The following is a 20834-nucleotide window of genomic DNA, read 5'->3' on the forward strand; positions in this document are numbered from 1 at the left end:
TTATGGGAAGGAATTTATGCTTTTTTATATACTTTTTCCTAAAATGAAAGCGGCTAAACGGTGCAGACAAAAAAACTTCCAGCCAATTAATCGGACCGGAAGTTAACTTTGGTTATTTTTTTGCAATGACATCCATTTCTACACCAACACCTTTAGGCAGTTGGCTTACTTCTACAGTAGCTCTTGCGGGATATGGTTCTTGTAAAAATTGCGCGTATGCCTCATTGATGGTAGCAAAGTCATCCATATTCGTAATATAGATCGTGAATTTTACCACATTAGCAAATGTTAATCCTGCCTCTGTTAAAATCGCCTCTAAGTTTCCCATCACTCGTTCTGTCTGAACAGCAATATCACCCTCCACTACTTCCATTGTTTCTGGATTTAATGGTATTTGACCCGACACAAAGACTAAATCCCCTGCATCAATGGCTTGTGAATATGGTCCAATTGCTTGTGGTGCTTTTTCTGTATGTATTGCTTTAACCATTTTACTGCATCCTTTCCATATTTGTATTTACAGAAAATTTTAACATATAATTGTTTTCTAGTAGAATATTTATAACACCATTTTTAAAAAAGGATGATGATAATGGAAAAGATGTTTAGTTTGAAAACGAGTCACCATGATCAAATGATTGATATTACGACTGAGGTGGCACAATATCTTCGAGAACAAAATATATCAGACGGAATTGTGATTGTGTCATCACTACACACAACAGCAGGAATCACTGTGAATGAAAATGCTGATCCAGACGTAAAAACAGATTTTTTGCGCAGATTACGTGAAGTATATCCGTGGGAACACCAAGAGGATTTACATATGGAAGGAAATACTGCTGCACATCTGAAGGTGAGCACAGTTGGTCATAATCAGACAATGGTTGTTTCCAACGGACGTCTTGTCTTGGGTACATGGCAAGGAATTTATTTCTGTGAATTTGATGGCCCTCGTCATCGTAAATTCCATGTCAAAGTAATCGAAGGCTAGGTTACTCAAAAAAGAGCAGCCTTACTTTTGGATGGTTGGCAATTTTACTGTAATAACTGAAATGAAAGCATCAAGAGTTTTTTACATATCTGCTATTCTAGGAGGAATCCTATGTGAAAAGGGGGGTAAAAATGTCGTTAAACATGACAGAAAATGAGATCTCATTAGCAATCATTCAAGCATTAAAAGATGGAAAAAAAACAGTATTTCAAGAATTCATCGACTTAATACAACCATATGATATGGCACAACAATATCACAGCCTTCCTGTAAAACATCGAAATAAGTTTCTGCTCTATTTGTCCATTGAACAATTAACTGACCTTTTGCAAGAGCTGGATAAAACAGAGCAGTTAGAAGTTATCTATAAATTAGGAATTGAGAAATCTTCCAAAGTATTAGATCTGATGCAAAATGATGACTTAGCGTCTTTACTTACCGATTTAGAGCCGGAAAAAATAGAAGAATTATTATCGGAAATGCATGAGGATGAATCAAAAATTGTACAAGGTCTCATGAATTATCCACTTGAAACAGCCGGTAGACTCATGAACAATCGCTATGTTTGGATTCCTCAACATTACACCATCCGTGAGGCCGTTGATAAATTAAAACACTTTGCAGAACTTGCTGAATACCTTAACTACTTGTACGTAATTGATGAAAATAGAAAGCTAGTCGGTGTTGTATCGTATAAAGATCTACTTTTAGCTGATTTACAAGACAAAGTGGAAAAGGTAATGTATCGAAGGGTAGTAAAGGCAGATGTACATACTGATCAGGAAGATGTTGCCAATCTGATCAGTCGTTATGATTTCGTATCCTTACCAATTATCCAAGAAGATAACACATTAGTCGGTGTGATCACGGTTGATGATGTCATTGATATTGTGATGCAGGAAGCAAATGAAGATATTGAAAAGTTATCGGCATCCGGTAAAGCGATCAACTTTAACACGAAACCTTTTGTCGCAGCTTATAAAAGACTTCCCTGGTTAATTCTATTACTATTCATTGGGCTTATATCAGGCAGTATTATTAGTAGCTTTGAAGACACCTTAGAGACTGCTGTTGCCTTAGCATTCTTTATGCCACTAATTGCCGGAATGACAGGTAATACCGGCACACAATCATTAGCTGTGGTAGTCCGTGGGCTGGTTTCTGAAGATTTGAATTTCAAACAAATACTTAAACTTATTATCCGGGAATTATGGGTTGGCATTATTATCGGGGTAACCTGTGGAATTATGATCGCAGTCATTGCTTATTTATGGAGAGGAAATATGACACTCGGATTAGTAGTTGGCAGCTCCTTACTAATCACCTTAATTATTGGAACATTAGCTGGTACTATTATTCCATTAATTCTGTATAAACTGAAAATAGATCCTGCTGTCGCTTCTGGTCCACTCATTACAACGATTAACGATATTTTTTCATTATTGATTTATTTCGGTATCGCAACAGCATTTATTACAAAGTTAATGTAATGCAAGAAGCTGTTTTGTAGTTTGGGTTTCAACATGAAGTCATAACATAAAAGCGCTCAGACTTTAACATCTGAGCGCTTTTTATTAAAAATCAAAATATTCTTTTGCATTGTAATAGGAAACGTTTTGTACAATCTCTGCCAATGTTTCCTCATCGTTCGGATATTCACCATTTTCGACCCATGAACCGACTAAGTTACACATAATACGGCGGAAATATTCGTGACGCGTATAGGATAAAAAGCTGCGTGAATCGGTAAGCATTCCGATAAAGCGGCTAAACACACCAATATCCGCCAATGTTTCCATCTGATTAATCATGCCTAACTTCGTATCATTATACCACCATGCTGTTCCGAATTGCATTTTCCCTGGTACGCCTCCACCTTGGAAACTCCCAATAATGGTTGCAATGGTCACATTGTCTCTTGGATTCAATGAATAAAGAATAGTCTTCGGCAATGCATCTGCCTTATCTAATGAATCCAGTAGTTGGACTAACGGTTGAGCTAGTAAACTATCATTCATTGAATCAAATCCTGTATCAGCGCCAAGCTCGTTAAACATACGAGTATTATTGTTACGGTGAGCATTAATATGATATTGCATCGCCCAGCCTTTTTTATGATATTCTTTTCCTAAAAAGGTAAGCGTAAATGATTTATATTTTTTCTCTTCTTCAACAGATACTTTCTCGCCTTTTAATGCTTTGGCAAAAATGTCACTTACTTCTTCCTCTGTTGCTTGCTCATACATCGTTTCGTCTAATGCATGATCGGAAACTCTACCACCAATTTCATGGAAGAAGTCAATTCGTTGTTGTAACGCTTGTAAGAAAGCATCATAAGAATCAACAGCAACACCAGAAACGTCAGCTAAATTTTTCACCCATTCCGTAAAGCCATCACGGTTAATTTCAAGCCCTTTATCTGGACGGTAGCTTGGTAAGACTTTTACATTAAAGTCGGAGTCTGCTTTTATTTTCTCATGATATTCCAAAGAGTCAGTGGGATCATCTGTGGTGCAAATTACTTCTACTCCGGACTTCACGATAAAATCACGAACATTCCACTCTCCGCTATTGAGCAACTTATTAATCTTTTCCCAAATAGCAGGTGCGGTATTTTCATTAAGTGGCTCTTCTACTCCGAAATAGCGTTTTAATTCTAAGTGTGTCCAGTGATAAAGTGGATTACCGATCAACTGTGGTACTGTTTTTGCCCATGCTAAAAACTTATCGTAATCACTCGCATCGCCTGTCACATATTTTTCTTCTATTCCATTTGCTCTCATTGCACGCCATTTATAATGGTCCCCGTATAACCATACTTTTGTAATGTTTTCAAATTGCGTATTCTCATAAATTTCTTGTGGACTTAAATGACAATGGTAATCGATAATCGGTAAATCCTTTGCATACTTGTGATACAATGTTTCAGCAGTTTTATTTGTTAGTACAAAATTTTCATCCATAAACGACTTCATCATATCCCCACTTTCCTTAAATTTAAAAATAACATAGTTTTGATAAACTCCGCAGTGACATTGTGTTGCTTCCTCTCCTTCTTTCTTGTAGAGATTGTTATATCACCGCTGCGGCAGACTACTTCGCTTTCCGCGGGCACGGCTTCAGCTAACTTGGTAAAGAAAATCACTTTACCAAGTGGATCTTCAGCCCGTGCTATTCCCGCAGGAGTCTGCGTATTCTGCCTACGCTGGTAAGGATTTACTGACTATCGAAAGAATAAAATCCATGGAGTATACACCTTTTGGATTTCTTCTCACTTTATTAGAAAATCTACTCTAAGCTGCGGAAAAATGCGACACTCCTGTGGGAAAAGAACAGTCTGAAGACCCCACAGGCAGTGGTTTTCTGCCGAGGAGGCGAAGCGTTCCCCACTGAAAGGGAGTATTTTTCCGCAGCGACGAAATAAGCAGTCAGCTCCAGAAGAATGGAAGAACATCTTACCCAAGATGTATTTTCACTATTGCGCAGTTTGTATCTTGTGTTCATAATAATTCGAAATTATAATTCTAGCAAATCTAAATGTCTTCCGATATGTTTTACTAACGCTGATCGATAGGCATCTTCGTTCTTCATTAGAGTAGTGAAGAATTCTGTTCTAAACAAGTCAGCACCGGATTCACTTTTAGCCGTTAAGAGTATGCCATATGTAACATGGAATAATTGACGAGATGCGTCATAATCCATATAAGATGGCAAATCCTCATCTGCTGTTTCTGCTAATGGTGCAATGCTGTCTAAATCTGGTGTTACGTGATAATACTTCAACGTCTCTTCAAAATGCTCTTCGGCATAGGCATGCATACGACGATAAAGATCCGGATTCAATTGTGCAATAACTCGAACTGCTTCTAGCCAGTTGGTACCTGCTGTTTTAATATGCAGTAATCCTTCCGTATGCTTACCGATGATCGGAAATACACTGAATTTGTCACTACCAGAGTGAATACTTAACTTGTAGCTAAAGTACTTAGCAATTTCAGCATGCTCATGTAATTCTTTTTCAAATTGCGTAAGATCTCCAATATAATCAATACCTTTTTGGAACTCACCACAGAATCTAGGAGCTAAACTTTGAACGGTAACACCTCTTCTGCGGAGCTCTTCTGCAACGAAAAAGTGAGCTTCTGGTGCAGTAACTGTTTCTGTTTCATCAATCGAGATTTCAAAATCGATCGCTTTTTCTGCTTTGGATATATATTCGTTATACACATGCTCCATAAAATCAACCGCTTCACCATAAACAAGTACATTTTTATGAAGACTTGCTTCATCAAACGATATATCCAGTCCCTGTACATTAAATGTTTTGTTTAAATAATGACTGTTAAAGTATTCTTTGCGATCTACAGGTAAATCTGCATATGCCTTATGCACATCTTCTTCTGTTGCACCTTCAATATCATTGCGAATCTGCTCGGAACAATCCAAAGTGACAAAAGAAAAACCTAAATCCAACGCATATTCAATATCTTTTTCCAGCTTAATATGGTCAGCATCTGCTCCAAATCCGTCTTTATAGCCTTCCTGGAATACAGCGAAAGTTGCGGCATCTAAAATATCAGTCATTGTGCGGTTTAACAAGGTTAATTCACGAACACTTTGCTGAGCCAAGATCGGCTTTACTTTTCTCCCTTTGACCGTCTCAATATGTCCAGGCGATGCTATACCTAAACGGTCACCAAGACCCATAGTCGCAATTTCCGTACCAAATGCCTGTGGTTTCGTATAATCAAAGAATTGATTCAATATTTTACTATTTTCATGTGTTAATGGACATACCTTCCCGTTTTCCACGGCATCCCCTTGTAAAGCATCGAATAATGGTCCTGCTCCTGCTGCTACCAAATATTTTGTTGTATTTGATTTCGCCATAACAACGAAAGCATTATCTTTCTTTTCAAAAGATTTCTCATAAACATGTATTGCTTCCGATGAATTCGGTAACTTTCCCGCTTGCAATGCTTCCACTACTGATTGAAATTGTTCCAATTATCTCCACTCCTTTTTTGTTAACGGTTCCATTGTTTCAACAAAATTAATAACAACGTTGTTATTTTTATGATATACTATTTGAAAATAGAACACAACTATAAATCATACAATTTTTCAGAAAGTTAAAGGTGATTAATCATGAGTGTAACCATAAAAGATATTGCCAAAGAAGCGAATGTCAGCTATTCCACTGTATCCAAAGCATTAAATAGTAGTCCTCTTGTAAAAGAAGTGACAAAACAGAAAATCCTGCGTGTCGCAAAAGAAATGGGATACGAACCAAATTTAGCCGCCAAACAATTAGTTCGAAAAAAGACAGAAGTAGTAGGCTTAATTTGGCCAACAATTGAAAGAATCGTACTCGCCACTTTAGTAACCAATATTAGTAAGGCATTTGCATCCACTCGTTATTCGATGATTTTGTCTGTAGACTCCACAGAAACAGCGATGGAATCCTTTAAAAAATTCCAAGTGGATGGCATGATTGTTTTTGCTGAATCAGAAAACATGGTCCCCGAAGAAAATATTCCCCTCGTTGCCTACGGTGTATCGGGGAAAAGCGAGGTAACTTACCCAATCATAGATGCCAATCATGAACAGGCCATGGATACAGCCGTTCAATACTTATATGATTTAGGGCACCGAAACATTGCTTATGTCGGGTTAATGAATACAGATGACGCGCTGCAAAATGAGAAAGTAGAAGGGTATCAAAAGGTTATACAAAAAATGGGACTTACCGAGCTAAATATTGCTACCAATGGCTTAGATTGGTTTGATGGTTACCTAGCAGTCGATGATGTATTACATTTAGACAAACGTCCAACTGCTATTATAGGTAGTAGTTATGATATTAGTAGTGGTATTTTACGTGCACTACAAGAAAAAGGGTTCGGCGTACCAGATGACATATCTTTAATCAGCTATGATAATATTCCCCAAATGGAAACAACCGAAATTCCAATGACCTGTATTGGGGTGCCGGTAGACGAGCTTGCCGAAGAGATCGTGCAGACAATTATTGAGCGGATTGAATCTGAAGAAAAAAATGTTATCAAGAAGCTAAATCCATCTCTAACAGAACGAGAAAGCGCTGGACCAGTACCAGAAGAAGATGTAACTTCTAGCTAGAACGGTAATGTGAGACTTCCATTAGTGGGGTTTTTTGACCCCAACTAAACTTATCAGGGTATTAGCGTGTATCATATGCACCTGAACGAATCAAATGCATTCGTTTTTCGAGATGATTTTTCAAGTCTTTTTGCTTTTTATTAGTTATAAGCTCTACTTCGTCTTGATGGTATACAAACGTCTTGCAAGCCAGTCGGTCTAACACTCGAATAAAGCGTTGTTGCATACCTTCTTCGAAAAATGTTTGGATTTTATATTGGTCTTTTGTTTTTTTAAACATCATTGCTGTCTCTCCTTATGTACTACATTCGGCAAAAATAATGGTCATCCAACAAATAATGAAAATGGTGCACAGGACGAACACATCGAACAGAATAACTGAGTGTGTCAAACACCCAAGCATTTTTGTTACATAACAGTATCCAGACTCTAATCTTTTACTATTTCTGGTACTGTTACAAACTCATATCCTTCTGCACGTAATTCATCAATCATTTGGGGCAATGCCTCGACTGTTTCGAATGGTCCTGAAGCATGATAATTATGCTGAAGCACAATTACACCTGGATTAGCCTCCTTCATCACTGTAGAAACAATTTCCTCTGCAGAAATTCCGCTCCAATCTTTTGTATCAGCAGACCACATAACAGCCTTGTAACCCCTGTTATGAAGCAATTCCAGTTGATGATCTTCTATTTCTCCAAATGGGGGCCGGAATAAATTGGGTTTTATACCGATAATTTCTTCTATTTCTTCACTGGCAGATTGTATGTTATCGATAAATTGCTCTTCTTCTAACTCAGGCAAATGCGGATGATCCCAAGTATGATTACCTATCACATGACCTTCTTCATGTATTTGTTCTACTATTTCTGGATATTCTTTAGCCCTCTCTCCTAAAACAAAAAAGGTTGCTTTTACATTCTTTTTCTTTAGAATCTCTAAAATCTCCGGAGTATATGTATCTTCTGGACCGTCGTCAAATGTTAGTGCCATTCTTTTTTTACTTGAATCCCCTAGATAAACCTTATCATGCTGTATCGGTTTATTAATTTTTTGTCCTGGATAAATCCATGTAAGAAATGGAAATGTTAGAAGCGATGGGTTAGCTTCGATTAATTCTGGTAATGGGATTCCTAATTGAATAGCTACTTTATAAAGTGTGTCGCCTTCCTTCACTATATACGAATCGGGAACCTCCAGATATTTATTTGGATTAAGTATAGTAGATTGTAATTGGTTTAGATTAGCAATAGTCTCTGTTGATGTACCAAACTTATCAGAAATTTTCAATAATGTATCTCCGGGTTGCACTGTATAAGACTCGGCGATAACCGTTTTATGAAACACAGATAGACAAACTAAGCCTATTAAACTTAAAATAGTTACCTTTTTTAGCATAATGTTGATTACATTCCTCCTCATTGCTTATAAATTAATATTCGATAGAATCATTTATTTTGTGATGGTTGGACATTGTTTCGTTATATTTCTTGTGATTAAATAAGAATTCTGTTAACAAAACAAGTCAGTGGAGATATTTTCCCCACTGACTTGTTTTAACACGAGCTTTCATAAACTCATACGCTATACTACCTATTAATTATCGTAGTCTACTTTAAGGATTTCACCATTTCTTGCATCTATCTCTAACTCTACTTCCCCTTTATCTGTTCTAATTTCGATTTCATAGATGTATCTGCCATCATCTTCATCTAATTCTAATTCTTTGATTGTTCCAGAATATTTTTCTAATGCAAGGGAACGGGCTTCATCTGCTGAAATTATACTATTCGTATTATCTGATGATTTTTTTGGTTTAGCTTCTGCTTCATCATCATCATCTACTGAGATATAAACAACTTCACCAGAATTTGCATTAATCTCTAACTCTACTTCAGCCTTTTCAGTCAGAATTTCTAGCTCATAATTGTAATTTCCATCGTCTTCATCAAGTTCAATCTCTTTTACTGTTCCAGAATACATTTCAGTTGCAATTGTTTTTGCTTCTTCAATTGAAAGTAATGTACTTGTTTGATTCTTTGCTTCTCCCTTATCATCATCTCTGCTATTTTGTTGGTTATCAGAAAGTGATACTGTCGTAACTTCTTTTTCAGACTGGTTGTTTGTTACTTGCTCCTTATCTTTTCTTAATTCTTTCTCTTCTATATTAATAATTTCACCAGTTTCAGCGTCTACTTTTAACTCATATTCACGATCTGTTTCTTCGATTTCAACTTCATATACTTTTTCATTGTCGTCTAACTCAAACTCCATAACCTCTCCTGAGAATTTCGAAGCTACCTTTTGTTCTGCTTCTTCTTGTGATAAATAAGCACTAGCCGGAGTAACTGAGAATTGTATTGCTGCTAATACCACTCCCGTTACAATTAACCCTGATACTATTGTGAGAAAGGTTTTGTTTTTCATTTTCAATTCCTCCTTGTTTGTTGTTACTTATATAATAGCCAAGGAAGATGAGTATACCCTGAGAGAAAAATGAGAAAACCGTGAGAAATTATTACATTTTCTCTCTAAAAAACAAAAACCCGCTTCCAACATTTGTCGAAAACGGGTTAATATTTAAACTTTAAGAGTTAATTCTCCTAAACGTTGTGCAGATGCTTTTACTTCTTCCAAACCTGCAGCAATGATCTCATCAGTCTTATCAGGCATGGCATTATGTCCTTCTATAATTACCTCATCTATAACTTCCATACCAAATACTCCACCAACTACATTGCGCATATAGTTCACTGCCATTTCCATTGGAGCTGCTTCAGGTGTGGAGTAAATCCCTCCACGAGCATTTAGGAAAATTGTTTTTTTATCTGTTAATAACGGAATCAAGTTACCTTCAGCGCTATAATTAAATGAGAAGCCTGCTGCATATACATAGTCAATGAAAGTTTGTAATTTTGCCGGGATTGTCAAATTCCATAACGGAAAGGCAAAAACAACTACGTCTGCAGCTGAAACGGCATCCATTGCTTTTTGTTTTGCAGCTAGAAGGCGTGATTCTATATCTGTTAGTTCCTCATCATTTTCTACTTTACTAAAAGCATTGAACATATCCTGACCGAAGAATGGTGTATCTTCTTCATACACATCATACGTTTTAATATTTAATTCTTTACCTTCCAATTCATCCGTAAAAGCTTCATACATTTTACTGGAAATCCCTTCTGTTGAAGGGCGATTGTTCGCCTTTACCACTAATACATTCATGTTGAAAAACTCTCCTTTGTTACTAATTTATTTCTAACCAACCTTATTGTAATATAATAGATTGATAACCTATAGTACGCACTTTAAAGTGGCATAGTATCAAAAAGGATACTATTAAATATTTGGCAAAACAATTTTACATAAATACTGGAAGCCAGTTATTTTAATAGCTTCCATACCGATTGGTATACATCTTTAAGCGGAATATTATGAAGCTCTGCTATCTTTTTACAATCCTCGTATTCCGGGGATGCTTTGACTACCTTCCCTTTCTGTACACCTTCTTTTACGGTGACAGGCCCCCACTCTGTGTCGACTGTCCTTATGCTTCGCTCCATCCGGTATACTGTCAACGGATAGTAGCGAATTCCCAAGGTTGTCGTTTCAGATAAAAGGATATTCTTCATTTCTGTTAACTGAGTTTCACTGCATAACAATTGTAATTGGACAGCAGGGCGATTCTTCTTCATGTAAATAGGTGTATAATATACATCATTTGCTCCTGCTTCGAACAGCTTATCCATCACATAGCCAAGCCATTCCCCCGGAGTGTCATCCAAATTCACTTCTATTTTGATCATATTTTGATCCATATGTTCATGATCTGGCGGGTGTTTACTCATTAACTTCACCTCATACCCTTTTACTATAGTACTTTTCAGATACACAGCTACTTTTTAACCACCACAGTTAACTTAAAACTATTAATATCCTGCTTTACACTTCTGGTAAAATCCGATTTAGAAATTGTTTTGTTCTGGGCTCTTTTGGTTGTTCCAGTACTTCCTTTGGATCACCTTGTTCGACAATATAACCGCCATCCATGAAGATGAGATGGTCGGACACATGTTTAGCGAAAGATACCTCGTGGGTTACGACTACCATGGTCCAGCCTTCATTTGCTAAATCTTTAATAACGCCCAGCACCTCACCAATCAACTCAGGATCAAGTGCAGATGTCGGCTCATCAAACAGCATTAATTCCGGCTCGATCGCAAGTGCACGCGCAATACCGACACGTTGTTGCTGGCCACCTGATAATTGATGTGGGAATAAGTCCATCTTATCCTGCAAGCCTACTTTTTCTAATAATCGTTCTGCTTCATTTGTTGCTGTTTGTTTATCCTTTTTCTGTACGATGACAGGACCTTCTATAACATTCTCTAATGCGGTCTTGTGTGGGAAAAGGTTATACGATTGAAAAACCATTCCCGATTTTCTTCTCAATTGAAGCATCTCACTTTTTCTTAGCTTCTGGTTAAAATCTAATGAAAAATCGTCATGAAATTGAAAGTGTCCTTGTCCAGGTATTTCCAGTCCATTTAAACAACGCAATAATGTTGTCTTACCAGAACCAGAAGGACCCATAATCGTCACGACTTTTCCTTTTCCTATGTTTAAATCAATATCCTTAAGAACCGCTAATTCACCAAAGCTTTTTTGAAGTCCTTTGATTGTTAAAAGCACGTTATCCCCCCTCTACTTTGCTATATAACGTTCCAGCCTGCGCTCAATGAGTTCCTGTACAATGGATAATAAAAAGCAAATAATCCAATATAAGACCGCTGCTTCTGTATATAAAAGCAGAAAATCAAATGTATTAGCTGCAATTTCCTGTGCTTTACGAAATAATTCCGTTACTAGAATCAACGAGGCTAGTGACGTATCCTTTACTAAACTAATAAATGTATTCGAGAGAGGTGGAACGGAAACTCTTGTTGCTTGTGGCAAGATAATTCTTCTCAAAGTTGTTGCATATGTCATCCCGACTGTATAGCCAGCTTCCCATTGACCTTTTGGAATCGAAGAAATCGACGCACGAATCACTTCTGATGCATATGCCCCGACATTCAATGAAAAAGCTATAACAGCACTTGGTAATGGGTCAATCGTTAAACCGATAGTTGGTAACCCGTAGAACACAATAAATAATTGTACTAATAGCGGTGTACCTCTAACAGCCGAGACATAAAAAACAGCAGGTGCACGTACAATGGCAACCGGTGACAAGCGCATCACCGCTGTAATTAAAGCAAGAATGACACCAAGTACAAAAGAAACAAGTGCAAGGGGAATCGTATATTTGATTGCCCCTTCCACCATTGGCCAGAGTGCTCGAAGAATTAAATCCCAATTCCCTGACCCATTTGTGACAGTATACAACAGATTATTGGCTAGAAACATCTTCACCAAACCATTCGTCGGATATTTCCGCTAATGTACCATCTTCTTTCATTTCTGCTAATGCTTCGTTAAATGCTTCTACCAGTTCTTCATTTCCTTTTTGGAATGCAAAAGCCGACTCAGAAACATCGTCCTGTTCTGCTGCAATTTTAATTGATTCGTCTCCTGTTTCATTGATATATTCCAATATCGCTAATCTGTCATTTACCGTTAGGTCCACGCGTCCTAGTTTAATATTTTCAATTGCTTGAGCAAGACCTTCTACTCCAATAATTTCTGCCCCATTTTCTTCCGCAATTGAGCTGAAGTTACTTGTTAAGGACTGCGCTGATTGTTTACCTTCGATATCTTCAAACGATGTAACATCATCATTATCTTCAGGAACAACCACTACTGCACCTGTGTAAGTATATGGTTCCGATAAGTCATAAGTTTCTAAACGCTTTTCGTTAATCCCTACTTGGTTAGCAACCACATCAAAGCGTGCTGCATTTAAACCAGCAAACATGGAATCCCACTGTGTTTCTTTAAATTCCACTTCTAAATCTAAACGAGAAGCTACCTCACGCATCACTTCCACATCATAACCTGTTAGATTATCTTCTTCATCATGGAAAGTAAATGGTGCATATGTTCCTTCCGTACCTACTGTAATCACACCAGCTTCTTGAATTTGTTCATATGAGTTTGTTGCTGTTTCAGCTTCCTCATTTGTTGTGTCTTGTTCATTGTCGCTTCCTGTATTTTGTTCTTCTTGATCAGCAGTTCCACATGCTGCAAGTAAAACAAGTAAACCAATAATCAGAATAAAAAATTGGATTCTTTTCATGTTGATAACCCCCAGTAATGTTGTCGGTTTTAAACTTTCTTTGCTGATTATACATCACGGCATATTTAAAGTAAAACAAAAGAGAAGGGACGGATCAATAAATTAGTCTCTTCTCTTTCATGATAAATATGCTACTTTTGCCACAGATACTGAATACTTTTATCAATATATGGCTACTTTGTATTTTCTAATAACACTTCAATAAATGGTTTCTGCTTTTTTCCACTGTTTCTTTTTTAATACGAAGAAAGACAGAGACCATTTGTTAAAATGACCACTGCCCTTCTGTTTGAATCATCTTGCTAACCAGCCACCGTCTACTGCCAGGATGTGGCCATTCATGTAGTCTGATGCTTTGCTTGCCAGGTAAACTACTGTTCCCATTAAATCGCTTGGATCTGCCCAGTAGCCAGCTGGGATCCTTGCTAGGATTTCCGCACTTCTTTTTTCGTTTGAACGTATTGGTTCAGTGTTTTTCGTTGCGAAATACCCTGGTGCAATAGCATTCACTTGTATTCCATGTTCAGCTAACTCATTGGCAAAGGATTTGGTTAAACCAGCCACAGCATGCTTACTTGCGGTGTATGGCGGAATAAATTTACCGCCCTGGAAAGAAAGCATGGACGCAATATTAATAATCTTTCCGGAACCCTTCTCAGCCATAACTTTCGCTGTCGCCTGACTTAAGAAGTAAACTGCATCGAGATTTAACGCCAGTACAGCATCCCAGTCCTCATCATTAAATTCGAGTAGCGGATTTCGTCTGATTGTACCCGCATTATTTACAAGTATATCTACCGTACCAAAGATATCGATACAAGTAGGGACAACCTTATGTAATTGTTCGCGATCCGCTAGATCAGCTTGGAAAAATTCTGCTTTGCCTTCGACATTAGTTAAATATGCTTTCGTTTCATCCCAGTTAGTACCGTGTGTTACTACAAATACATTGGCACCAGCCTTAGCCAGTGCTACTGTATATGCCTGACCAAGGCCCGTATTACCACCTGTAATAATTGCCGTTTTGCCTTTTAATGAAAAATAGTCTAGTGAAAAATCCTGTAAACCTTCACCCATGAAGCATCCTCCTTAACGTAATTGATCCATACTAATATGGTCCATATCGCTATACGTTATGTTCTCGCCACACATACCCCAAATAAAAGTATAGTTACTTGTAGCCGTTCCAGAATGGATTGACCAGCTTGGAGAGATAACTGCTTGCTCATTCTTCAATATAAGATGTCTTGTTTCACTTGGTTCACCCATAAAGTGGAATGCGCGAGTGTCTTCTTCCATATTAAAATATAGATACACTTCACTGCGACGATCATGCGTATGGGCGGGCATTGTGTTCCATACACTACCAGGCTGAAGCATTGTTAAGCCCATCTGCAATTGACAGCTCTCACATACATTTGGATGGATGTATTGGTGAATTTTTCTTTCATTTAAAGTACCTGATTCACCAAGCTCTAATGGCTTAATATCTTTTATATCAATTTTCACAGTGGGATAAGTATGATGTGCTGGTGATGATAAGGTATAGAATTTCGCAGGATTAGCCGGATCGTTGGAACCGAACCAAACTTCCTTTGTACCACGGCTTACATATAATCCATCGTGACGTTTCATATCATAACGTTCACCATCTAATAGCACATAGCCATCATTACCAATATTAATGATACCTAGTTCACGACGCTCTAAGAAATAGTTCACACCTAACTGTTTATCAAGCTTGATTGTCAATTCCTCTGATACAGGTGTCACACCCCCAAAGATCATCCGTTCCACATGTGTATAAGTTAAGTGGACTTTTCCTGCTTCAAATAATTTCTCCACTAAAAATTTCTCTCGTAACTCATCTGTATTATATCTTCTAATTTCCTCCGGATGATTGGCATAACGTAATTCCATTTTAAAATTCCTCCTTGTAAAGGTGATCTGTTGTTATCACAAAAGCGTCTCACCATAGATTTCGTGAGACGTGTAATTTCTTCACAGACTCATTTCATTTAACCAGAGAAGCTAAGGGATGTTTAATCTGGATTAACTCTTTTACAAATAATCGGCAATGCTGATGTGCTCCTCTTTGATGTAAATGAGTATTATCTTCTGCCCCGTTAGGATATGCTTCGTACTCACCCGGTTCGAGTCTCATAAACCATTTTTTTGATTTCTCATCGCCTTGTTCTAATAATGCCTCTCTCGTGCAGGCAAGCAAATCGATACAAACGATACCTTCTTTGTCCGCGAGTTCTCTAACAGCTTGCGGATAATCACCATGTGTTTCTTGTAAAAGACCATTGTCATCAAAATGTCTTCGGGCAATCGATGTTAATAATATCGGTGTAACACCGAAAGCGCGCGAACGTTGAATAAAAAATCTCAAATTATCCTGATAGCTTGTAAAAGGCTTGGTTGCCCGTTCCTCATCAGGCTTTTGATCATTGTGGCCAAACTGAATCAGGACATAATCACCTGCTTGAAACTCCTTCTCGATCGCATCCCATCGCCCTTCCGCAATAAAGGACTTGGTACTGCGACCTGATGCCGCATGGTTGCGAACGATTAGCTCATTAGTGAAATAATGCCCGAGTGTTTGCCCCCATCCCATTTGCGGATATTTAGTTGTTTCAGCTGTCGCCATGGTAGAATCTCCTGCTAACAATAAACGTAATGGCATTAGCTATCCTCTTTTCCCATTTCAAGTTGTACACACACCGACACCATGCAAGTCATTAGTAGTTGTAATGGACATAATAATCTGGTCGTAATTTCACCAGTTCATATTAACGTAAAACATGCCTTTTGGGGGACAATCCAAGGCTGATAATTGTTTTACTGTTAACCTGCTCATTCCCCTAGCCCACGATATTCAAACCAATCAAAATCAGCATAATTGGTAGTGTCTTTTCCGTTTCCTGAACAATACATACCGATATAAGCTCCGATAAACCCTCCAGCCAAATCCGTACTTAAAATTCTACCATCAACATTTTCAGCCAACACTTTCCACTCAAAAAGCTTCGTTGTATAAGAGAATGTATAATCTTGACCTTGTGCTTCTACTTTTAGATAAATCTTATCTTGGTCAACCTGCTCTTTAGCCATGACCTCATCTTCGCCCGCTTCTCTTCTTACTAGGCGTACGAAGGTTTGATTTCCCTCTAGCAGTACTTCGACACGAAATTGATAGTTATGATTTTGTAAAAGAACCATTCCTGCCGTTTCATGTTCAGCTTTCGGTTCAAACTCCAGAACTGTTTGTGCGAAAAAGTTAATATGTTGCTGCCTTCTACCAACAAAAGCAGGATTCTCTTCTTCGATAATGGTTTCTTGCTTTGCCTTTAGCCTTAAATATCCAGGGCGTGCGGTTAAAGACCAGAAGTCCCCTCGTGGTGTCCGTAAAAAGTTCCAGATATCATCTAGCTGCTCGGATTCAAACGAATCGGAATGTGGTAATGCAGGCCATTTATGTTCTGTTAAGTTGGGAAATTCCATCTCCGGTTCGATAATTCCTTTCCCTGGATTGACAATTGGCCAACCGTCTTCCCATATAAATGGCACAAGAAACGTTTCTCGACCGAGGTTTCGATAATATCCGCCAAATGGCCTTGATGCCAGTGCAACCATCCACCAATCACCGTGTTGTGTTTTAACAATATCAGCATGGCCGACGTTTACAATTGGATGGTGATTACCTAAATGACGGTGTGTTAAAATTGGATTGGTTTCCGTCATTTCGTACGGTCCTGTTACCTCCTTACTTCTGGCGATCGTAACCGCATGCGTATGACCTGTTCCACCTTCGGCAATGATCAAATAATACCAACCATCTATTTTATACAAATGCGGTGCCTCTTGCGCATGGGCATTCTTTAAAGCTCCATCCCACAAGCTGTACTTTGGTCCCACTAATTGTTTCTTCTCTAAATCTAATTCTTGTAACCAAATTTCATTATGTTTTTTATACTGTTGACCTGATGGTGGCTTTCGGTTACCGGTGTAATAGACTCTACCATCATCATCAAATAGTAAGGATGGATCAATTCCTGGTGCATCTTCTAACCAGTGAGGATCAGACCATGGGCCGGCAGGATCTGTAGCGGTTACATAAAAGTTTCGCCTTGCACCTGCTTTACTCACCACAAAGGTTGTAATCATATAGAAAATGCCATCATGATAGCGAATCGTTGGTGCATAGATACCTCTTGAATTTGGTGTTTGATCTAAATTAAGTTGCTCTGGACGATCGAGCACATGACCGATTTGTTTCCAATTGACTAGATCTTTGCTGTGAAAAATCGGAACACCGGGAAAATATTCAAAGCTTGAGGTAACTAGATAATAATCGTCACCTACACGACAAATAGAAGGGTCCGGATAGAACCCAGGAATAATAGGATTTTTATATGTTTTCATTAAGATTCACCTGCTTTTTTAAGATAATTTTCTTCACGAACATCTCCAGTAATATGCAGTTCTTCTGTATCTTCATATACTAGAATCGCTTCTTGATCACTTTGATTTGTCGAGGTTAACTCATCAATTTTAATTCGCTTCGCATTATGTAATTGAAGTGCTGGACCTTTTCGCTGCTTTACTTCTACATGATGGAAACGAAGGTCCTCTACATATTTTGCAAAAATACCTTCTCCTGCCATTTCAATCACCTCGCGAACCATATCCGGCTCGCCACCAGGAACAGTTTCGTCTAAGGTCATCTCCAGTGTGACATGTTCTAAACTTACCTTTCTCACTGGCATTTCTGGTAAGCCATAGATGAACCCTGCTGCGGCACGACAGTTTCTCGCCGTAATATGACTAATATTAATTTGTTCGACTACCGGTGTTTTTTCTGTAACAGCTGCTGGAGCAGAATCTAGTAATTCCTGGTTACTTTTACTTACACCATGACGGTAAAACGAATTAATCGCTACTGGACAAAGAACATTATCCATCATAATGTTTTGTACTAAAATATTGCGAATATAACTTCCTCGCTCACGGTTTGTTTTAATCCGGATGCCACGGTCTGTACCATCAAATATACAATTAGATACTGTAATATTTTCAATCCCACCGGAATTTTCACTGCCAAATACAACACCGCCATGACCGTGATGCATCGTACAATTAGTCACTGTTACATTCTTTGTAGGTACCCCATAGTTCCGACCATCTTGATTAATCCCTGACTTCAGCACAACACAATCATCCCCTACATCAAAATGACAAGCAGATATTCTGACGTTCTGGCAGGAATCAATATCTAATCCATCACCATTTGGTGTATCTGAAGGGTTCTGGAATGTCACATTTTGAATCGAAACATGATCACAGAAGACAAGATGCGTATTCCAAAATGGCGAGTTTTTAACGGTAACTCCTGAGATGGTGACATGCTCGGCTTCGAAAAATTGGATAAGTGGTGGTCGTAAAAATTGTGATGACCATTCCACTAAAGTGGTATCTGCAGGTTCGCTAAAACCTTTGTTTGCTTCCGCTATCTCTTCTGTTTTAGGAGATTGATAGTGTTCTCCTTTTCTTAGCTGACCATTCACCTTCCACCATGCTTGACCGTTTCCATCTATTACACCATCACCTTTGATCGCTACATGCGTCACATTTTCACCAAAGATTAGCGGCATAAATCCTTGACAAACATAACCAGACCATCTGGTTTTCACTACCGGATAGCGCTCAAAATCATCGGTAAAGGATAGGACTGCACCAGCATCAAGATACAATGTCATGTTACTTTTTAGAGCAAAAGGCCCGGTATGATATGTTCCGGATGGAATATATACAGTACCTCCACCCGCTTTTTCACAGTCATCGATTGCTTGCTGAATCGCTGCTGTACTGTCAGTATTCTCTTGAACGTGATAATCTTTTATATTGAATAGACTCATTTCATCCACCTCTAATCTAGTAAATCTTCTCTTAATGGTGTAAATACATCTAATAGTTGGCTTTTAGTTAATGCCTTGACACCATGCACAGCGTTGGAGGGGATCCGTAGGGAATCTCCTTTTTCGACAATAATTTCTTTTCCATCGACATGAAAAGCTAGTTTACCTTCCAAACAGTAGGTTAACTGTTCATGTGGATGACTGTGGGATGATCCTTCCGCACCCTCTTCAAACGACACTTCCATCATCATTAGTTTTTCTCCTGGGGTATGAATTTTTCTAGTAACTCCTGGATCTGCTTGTTCCCATCTATTTACAGTCATTATGATTCCTCCTTTAATTTTGTTATCATTGGCAAAATGAACTGTATTGCCATTGCTAACATTATCACATATGCAACCGTGCTCGTATCAATCTCATTGGAAAACACCATAAACACAATGATTCCTAAACCACGACCAACATTAATAATTGTTTCTCTTAGGACGACCGATTCGACGCGAAACTCGGAACCAAGTGGAATCCGGTCAATCCATTGAAAATAATAAGCAGCGTACGCATTCGCTTGTAATGGTTTAAACATATTTTGCGTTACCATAAACAAGATGACACTCCATGTCGCGATTTCCCAAGTTAAAAAAGAGCCTGCGACAAAGAAACCAATTGCTGCGATCCATAAATATTTTTTAGTTTGTTCAATATTGGCAAAGCGAGAAATAATATAACTTGCCAATATAGAGACGGCTAGAAAACCAGCATTTAAGTATCCGACAACACTCTCATCTTCAAAAATGCTATAGATCAAAATGGGTGGTAAATACATGAGAATCCCTTGAGGAAAACCGATAATAAACCATCCCGTTAACGCGTGTCGAAACGCTTTTTTACGTTCAATAATCTGACCTAAATACTTCATATAATAGTTGCGATGACGAATCGATTCTTTCTTAATACGAAAGCTGCCGATCGTCGCAGTCAGAAACATAAGAAAGGCAACCGAGAAAACGATAAGATACCCAGACAACCCTGTAGATAAACCGATAATAAACCCGGCGAGTGCTGGTGCAACAAGATTTGCGGAACCCATTACTATTTGATTCCAACCTAAATATCGGTGCCGATTTTGATCAGAAGAGACTTCATGTACAATGGTAAAATAGGCAACCCAATAAAGGCCTTGTGCTATTCCACGTAGCAACGCAAATAAATAAAAATAATGAACAATTTCTTCTTGAACAATAACGATAAGTAAATAAAAAATGGCAGTCATCAATATTCCGTAACGATATATTGTTGTCCTGCCTTTTTTCTTCGACATTTTTCCAATTAAAAAGGTTGTGGCAGCTTGTGAAAGAATCGCAACTAGGTTATAAATACCGTTTACCCATAAACTGTTCGTCAAGCGCCATAAGTATAAGTTCACAAAGATAATCGATAATGCCCCACCAAATTGAAAGATCGCATGATTGATTAAAATATTTACCGCATGTGATGATAAGCGCTTATCATTGTTTTGTTTGATCGATCGAACCAAACT

General features: G+C 38.2%; 21 protein-coding genes. 3 read left to right on the forward strand and 18 right to left on the reverse strand.

Annotated elements, in window-relative coordinates:
- Positions 1–112 precede the first annotated feature (112 nt).
- Positions 113–490 carry a RidA family protein gene (locus BM121_RS06270; RefSeq protein WP_091482485.1) on the reverse strand — a complete coding sequence of 126 codons (378 nt, stop codon included), beginning with the start codon at positions 488–490 and terminating at the stop codon, positions 113–115.
- A 102-nt stretch (positions 491–592) separates the two neighbouring features.
- Between BM121_RS06270 and BM121_RS06275 the strand changes: the two genes are divergently transcribed.
- Both BM121_RS06275 and mgtE read left to right on the forward strand, forming a co-directional pair.
- A complete protein-coding gene (locus BM121_RS06275) occupies positions 593–994 on the forward strand; it encodes a secondary thiamine-phosphate synthase enzyme YjbQ (RefSeq protein WP_091482487.1) in 402 nt (133 codons plus the stop codon).
- Positions 995–1125: 131 nt separating this feature from the next.
- Positions 1126–2484, forward strand: coding sequence for a magnesium transporter (gene mgtE, locus BM121_RS06280; RefSeq protein WP_091482489.1), 1359 nt, complete (start codon positions 1126–1128; stop codon positions 2482–2484).
- A gap of 84 nt (positions 2485–2568) precedes the next feature.
- On the opposite strand, the gene uxaC is transcribed toward mgtE, so the two are convergent.
- The gene (gene uxaC / locus BM121_RS06285) at positions 2569–3969 is read right to left on the reverse strand and encodes a glucuronate isomerase (protein WP_091483156.1); all 1401 of its coding nucleotides are present in this window, start codon (positions 3967–3969) and stop codon (positions 2569–2571) included.
- A gap of 541 nt (positions 3970–4510) precedes the next feature.
- Entirely contained in the window at positions 4511–6001 is a 1491-nt protein-coding gene (locus BM121_RS06290; RefSeq protein ID WP_091482491.1) for a tagaturonate epimerase family protein, read from the reverse strand.
- 141 nt (positions 6002–6142) lie between these two features.
- Between BM121_RS06290 and BM121_RS06295 the strand changes: the two genes are divergently transcribed.
- The gene (locus BM121_RS06295; protein ID WP_091482493.1) at positions 6143–7135 is read left to right on the forward strand and encodes a LacI family DNA-binding transcriptional regulator; all 993 of its coding nucleotides are present in this window, start codon (positions 6143–6145) and stop codon (positions 7133–7135) included.
- Positions 7136–7196: 61 nt separating this feature from the next.
- Here BM121_RS06295 and BM121_RS06300 read toward each other — a convergent pair whose 3' ends face one another.
- The 15 genes from BM121_RS06300 to BM121_RS06370 all read right to left on the reverse strand — a co-directional run bounded on the left by BM121_RS06300 (position 7197) and on the right by BM121_RS06370 (position 20831).
- Complete coding sequence (locus tag BM121_RS06300) at positions 7197–7418, reverse strand: hypothetical protein (protein ID WP_091482495.1); 222 nt, start codon at positions 7416–7418, stop codon at positions 7197–7199.
- A 146-nt stretch (positions 7419–7564) separates the two neighbouring features.
- A complete protein-coding gene (locus tag BM121_RS06305; protein WP_217649305.1) occupies positions 7565–8428 on the reverse strand; it encodes a polysaccharide deacetylase family protein in 864 nt (287 codons plus the stop codon).
- Between the two features lie 306 nt (positions 8429–8734).
- The gene (locus tag BM121_RS06310) at positions 8735–9565 is read right to left on the reverse strand and encodes a PepSY domain-containing protein (protein WP_091482499.1); all 831 of its coding nucleotides are present in this window, start codon (positions 9563–9565) and stop codon (positions 8735–8737) included.
- Between the two features lie 153 nt (positions 9566–9718).
- A complete protein-coding gene (locus BM121_RS06315) occupies positions 9719–10363 on the reverse strand; it encodes an FMN-dependent NADH-azoreductase (RefSeq protein WP_091482501.1) in 645 nt (214 codons plus the stop codon).
- A 158-nt stretch (positions 10364–10521) separates the two neighbouring features.
- Entirely contained in the window at positions 10522–10986 is a 465-nt protein-coding gene (gene larC2 / locus BM121_RS06320) for a nickel pincer cofactor biosynthesis protein LarC2 (RefSeq protein ID WP_091482503.1), read from the reverse strand.
- A 94-nt stretch (positions 10987–11080) separates the two neighbouring features.
- Positions 11081–11830, reverse strand: coding sequence for an amino acid ABC transporter ATP-binding protein (locus tag BM121_RS06325; protein ID WP_091482505.1), 750 nt, complete (start codon positions 11828–11830; stop codon positions 11081–11083).
- A gap of 12 nt (positions 11831–11842) precedes the next feature.
- Positions 11843–12547, reverse strand: a complete 705-nt coding sequence (locus tag BM121_RS06330; RefSeq protein ID WP_091482507.1) for an amino acid ABC transporter permease — start codon at positions 12545–12547, stop codon at positions 11843–11845.
- Positions 12531–13376: an amino acid ABC transporter substrate-binding protein gene (locus tag BM121_RS06335; protein WP_091482509.1), complete on the reverse strand. Its 846-nt coding sequence runs from the start codon at positions 13374–13376 to the stop codon at positions 12531–12533. The genes BM121_RS06330 and BM121_RS06335 overlap by 17 nt, the downstream gene beginning before the upstream one ends.
- 294 nt (positions 13377–13670) lie before the next feature.
- Complete coding sequence (kduD, locus tag BM121_RS06340) at positions 13671–14453, reverse strand: 2-dehydro-3-deoxy-D-gluconate 5-dehydrogenase KduD (RefSeq protein ID WP_091482511.1); 783 nt, start codon at positions 14451–14453, stop codon at positions 13671–13673.
- Positions 14454–14465: 12 nt separating this feature from the next.
- Complete coding sequence (gene kduI / locus BM121_RS06345) at positions 14466–15296, reverse strand: 5-dehydro-4-deoxy-D-glucuronate isomerase (protein ID WP_091482513.1); 831 nt, start codon at positions 15294–15296, stop codon at positions 14466–14468.
- A 94-nt stretch (positions 15297–15390) separates the two neighbouring features.
- On the reverse strand, positions 15391–16065 hold the full coding sequence (locus BM121_RS06350; protein ID WP_091482515.1) for a rhamnogalacturonan acetylesterase: 675 nt from the start codon (positions 16063–16065) through the stop codon (positions 15391–15393).
- A gap of 170 nt (positions 16066–16235) precedes the next feature.
- Positions 16236–17804, reverse strand: coding sequence for a glycoside hydrolase family 43 protein (locus BM121_RS06355; protein ID WP_091482517.1), 1569 nt, complete (start codon positions 17802–17804; stop codon positions 16236–16238).
- Positions 17804–19297: a glycoside hydrolase family 28 protein gene (locus BM121_RS06360; protein WP_091482519.1), complete on the reverse strand. Its 1494-nt coding sequence runs from the start codon at positions 19295–19297 to the stop codon at positions 17804–17806. Before BM121_RS06360 ends, BM121_RS06355 begins: the two co-directional genes overlap by 1 nt.
- 11 nt (positions 19298–19308) lie before the next feature.
- Positions 19309–19620 carry a cupin domain-containing protein gene (locus BM121_RS06365; RefSeq protein ID WP_175495349.1) on the reverse strand — a complete coding sequence of 104 codons (312 nt, stop codon included), beginning with the start codon at positions 19618–19620 and terminating at the stop codon, positions 19309–19311.
- The gene (locus BM121_RS06370) at positions 19620–20831 is read right to left on the reverse strand and encodes an MFS transporter (protein ID WP_091482522.1); all 1212 of its coding nucleotides are present in this window, start codon (positions 20829–20831) and stop codon (positions 19620–19622) included. The genes BM121_RS06365 and BM121_RS06370 overlap by 1 nt, the downstream gene beginning before the upstream one ends.
- Between the last annotated feature and the right edge of the window lie 3 nt (positions 20832–20834).

Origin of the sequence: Gracilibacillus orientalis, from assembly GCF_900114645.1 — a bacterium.
Classification (GTDB): Bacteria; Bacillota; Bacilli; order Bacillales; family Amphibacillaceae; genus Gracilibacillus; species Gracilibacillus orientalis.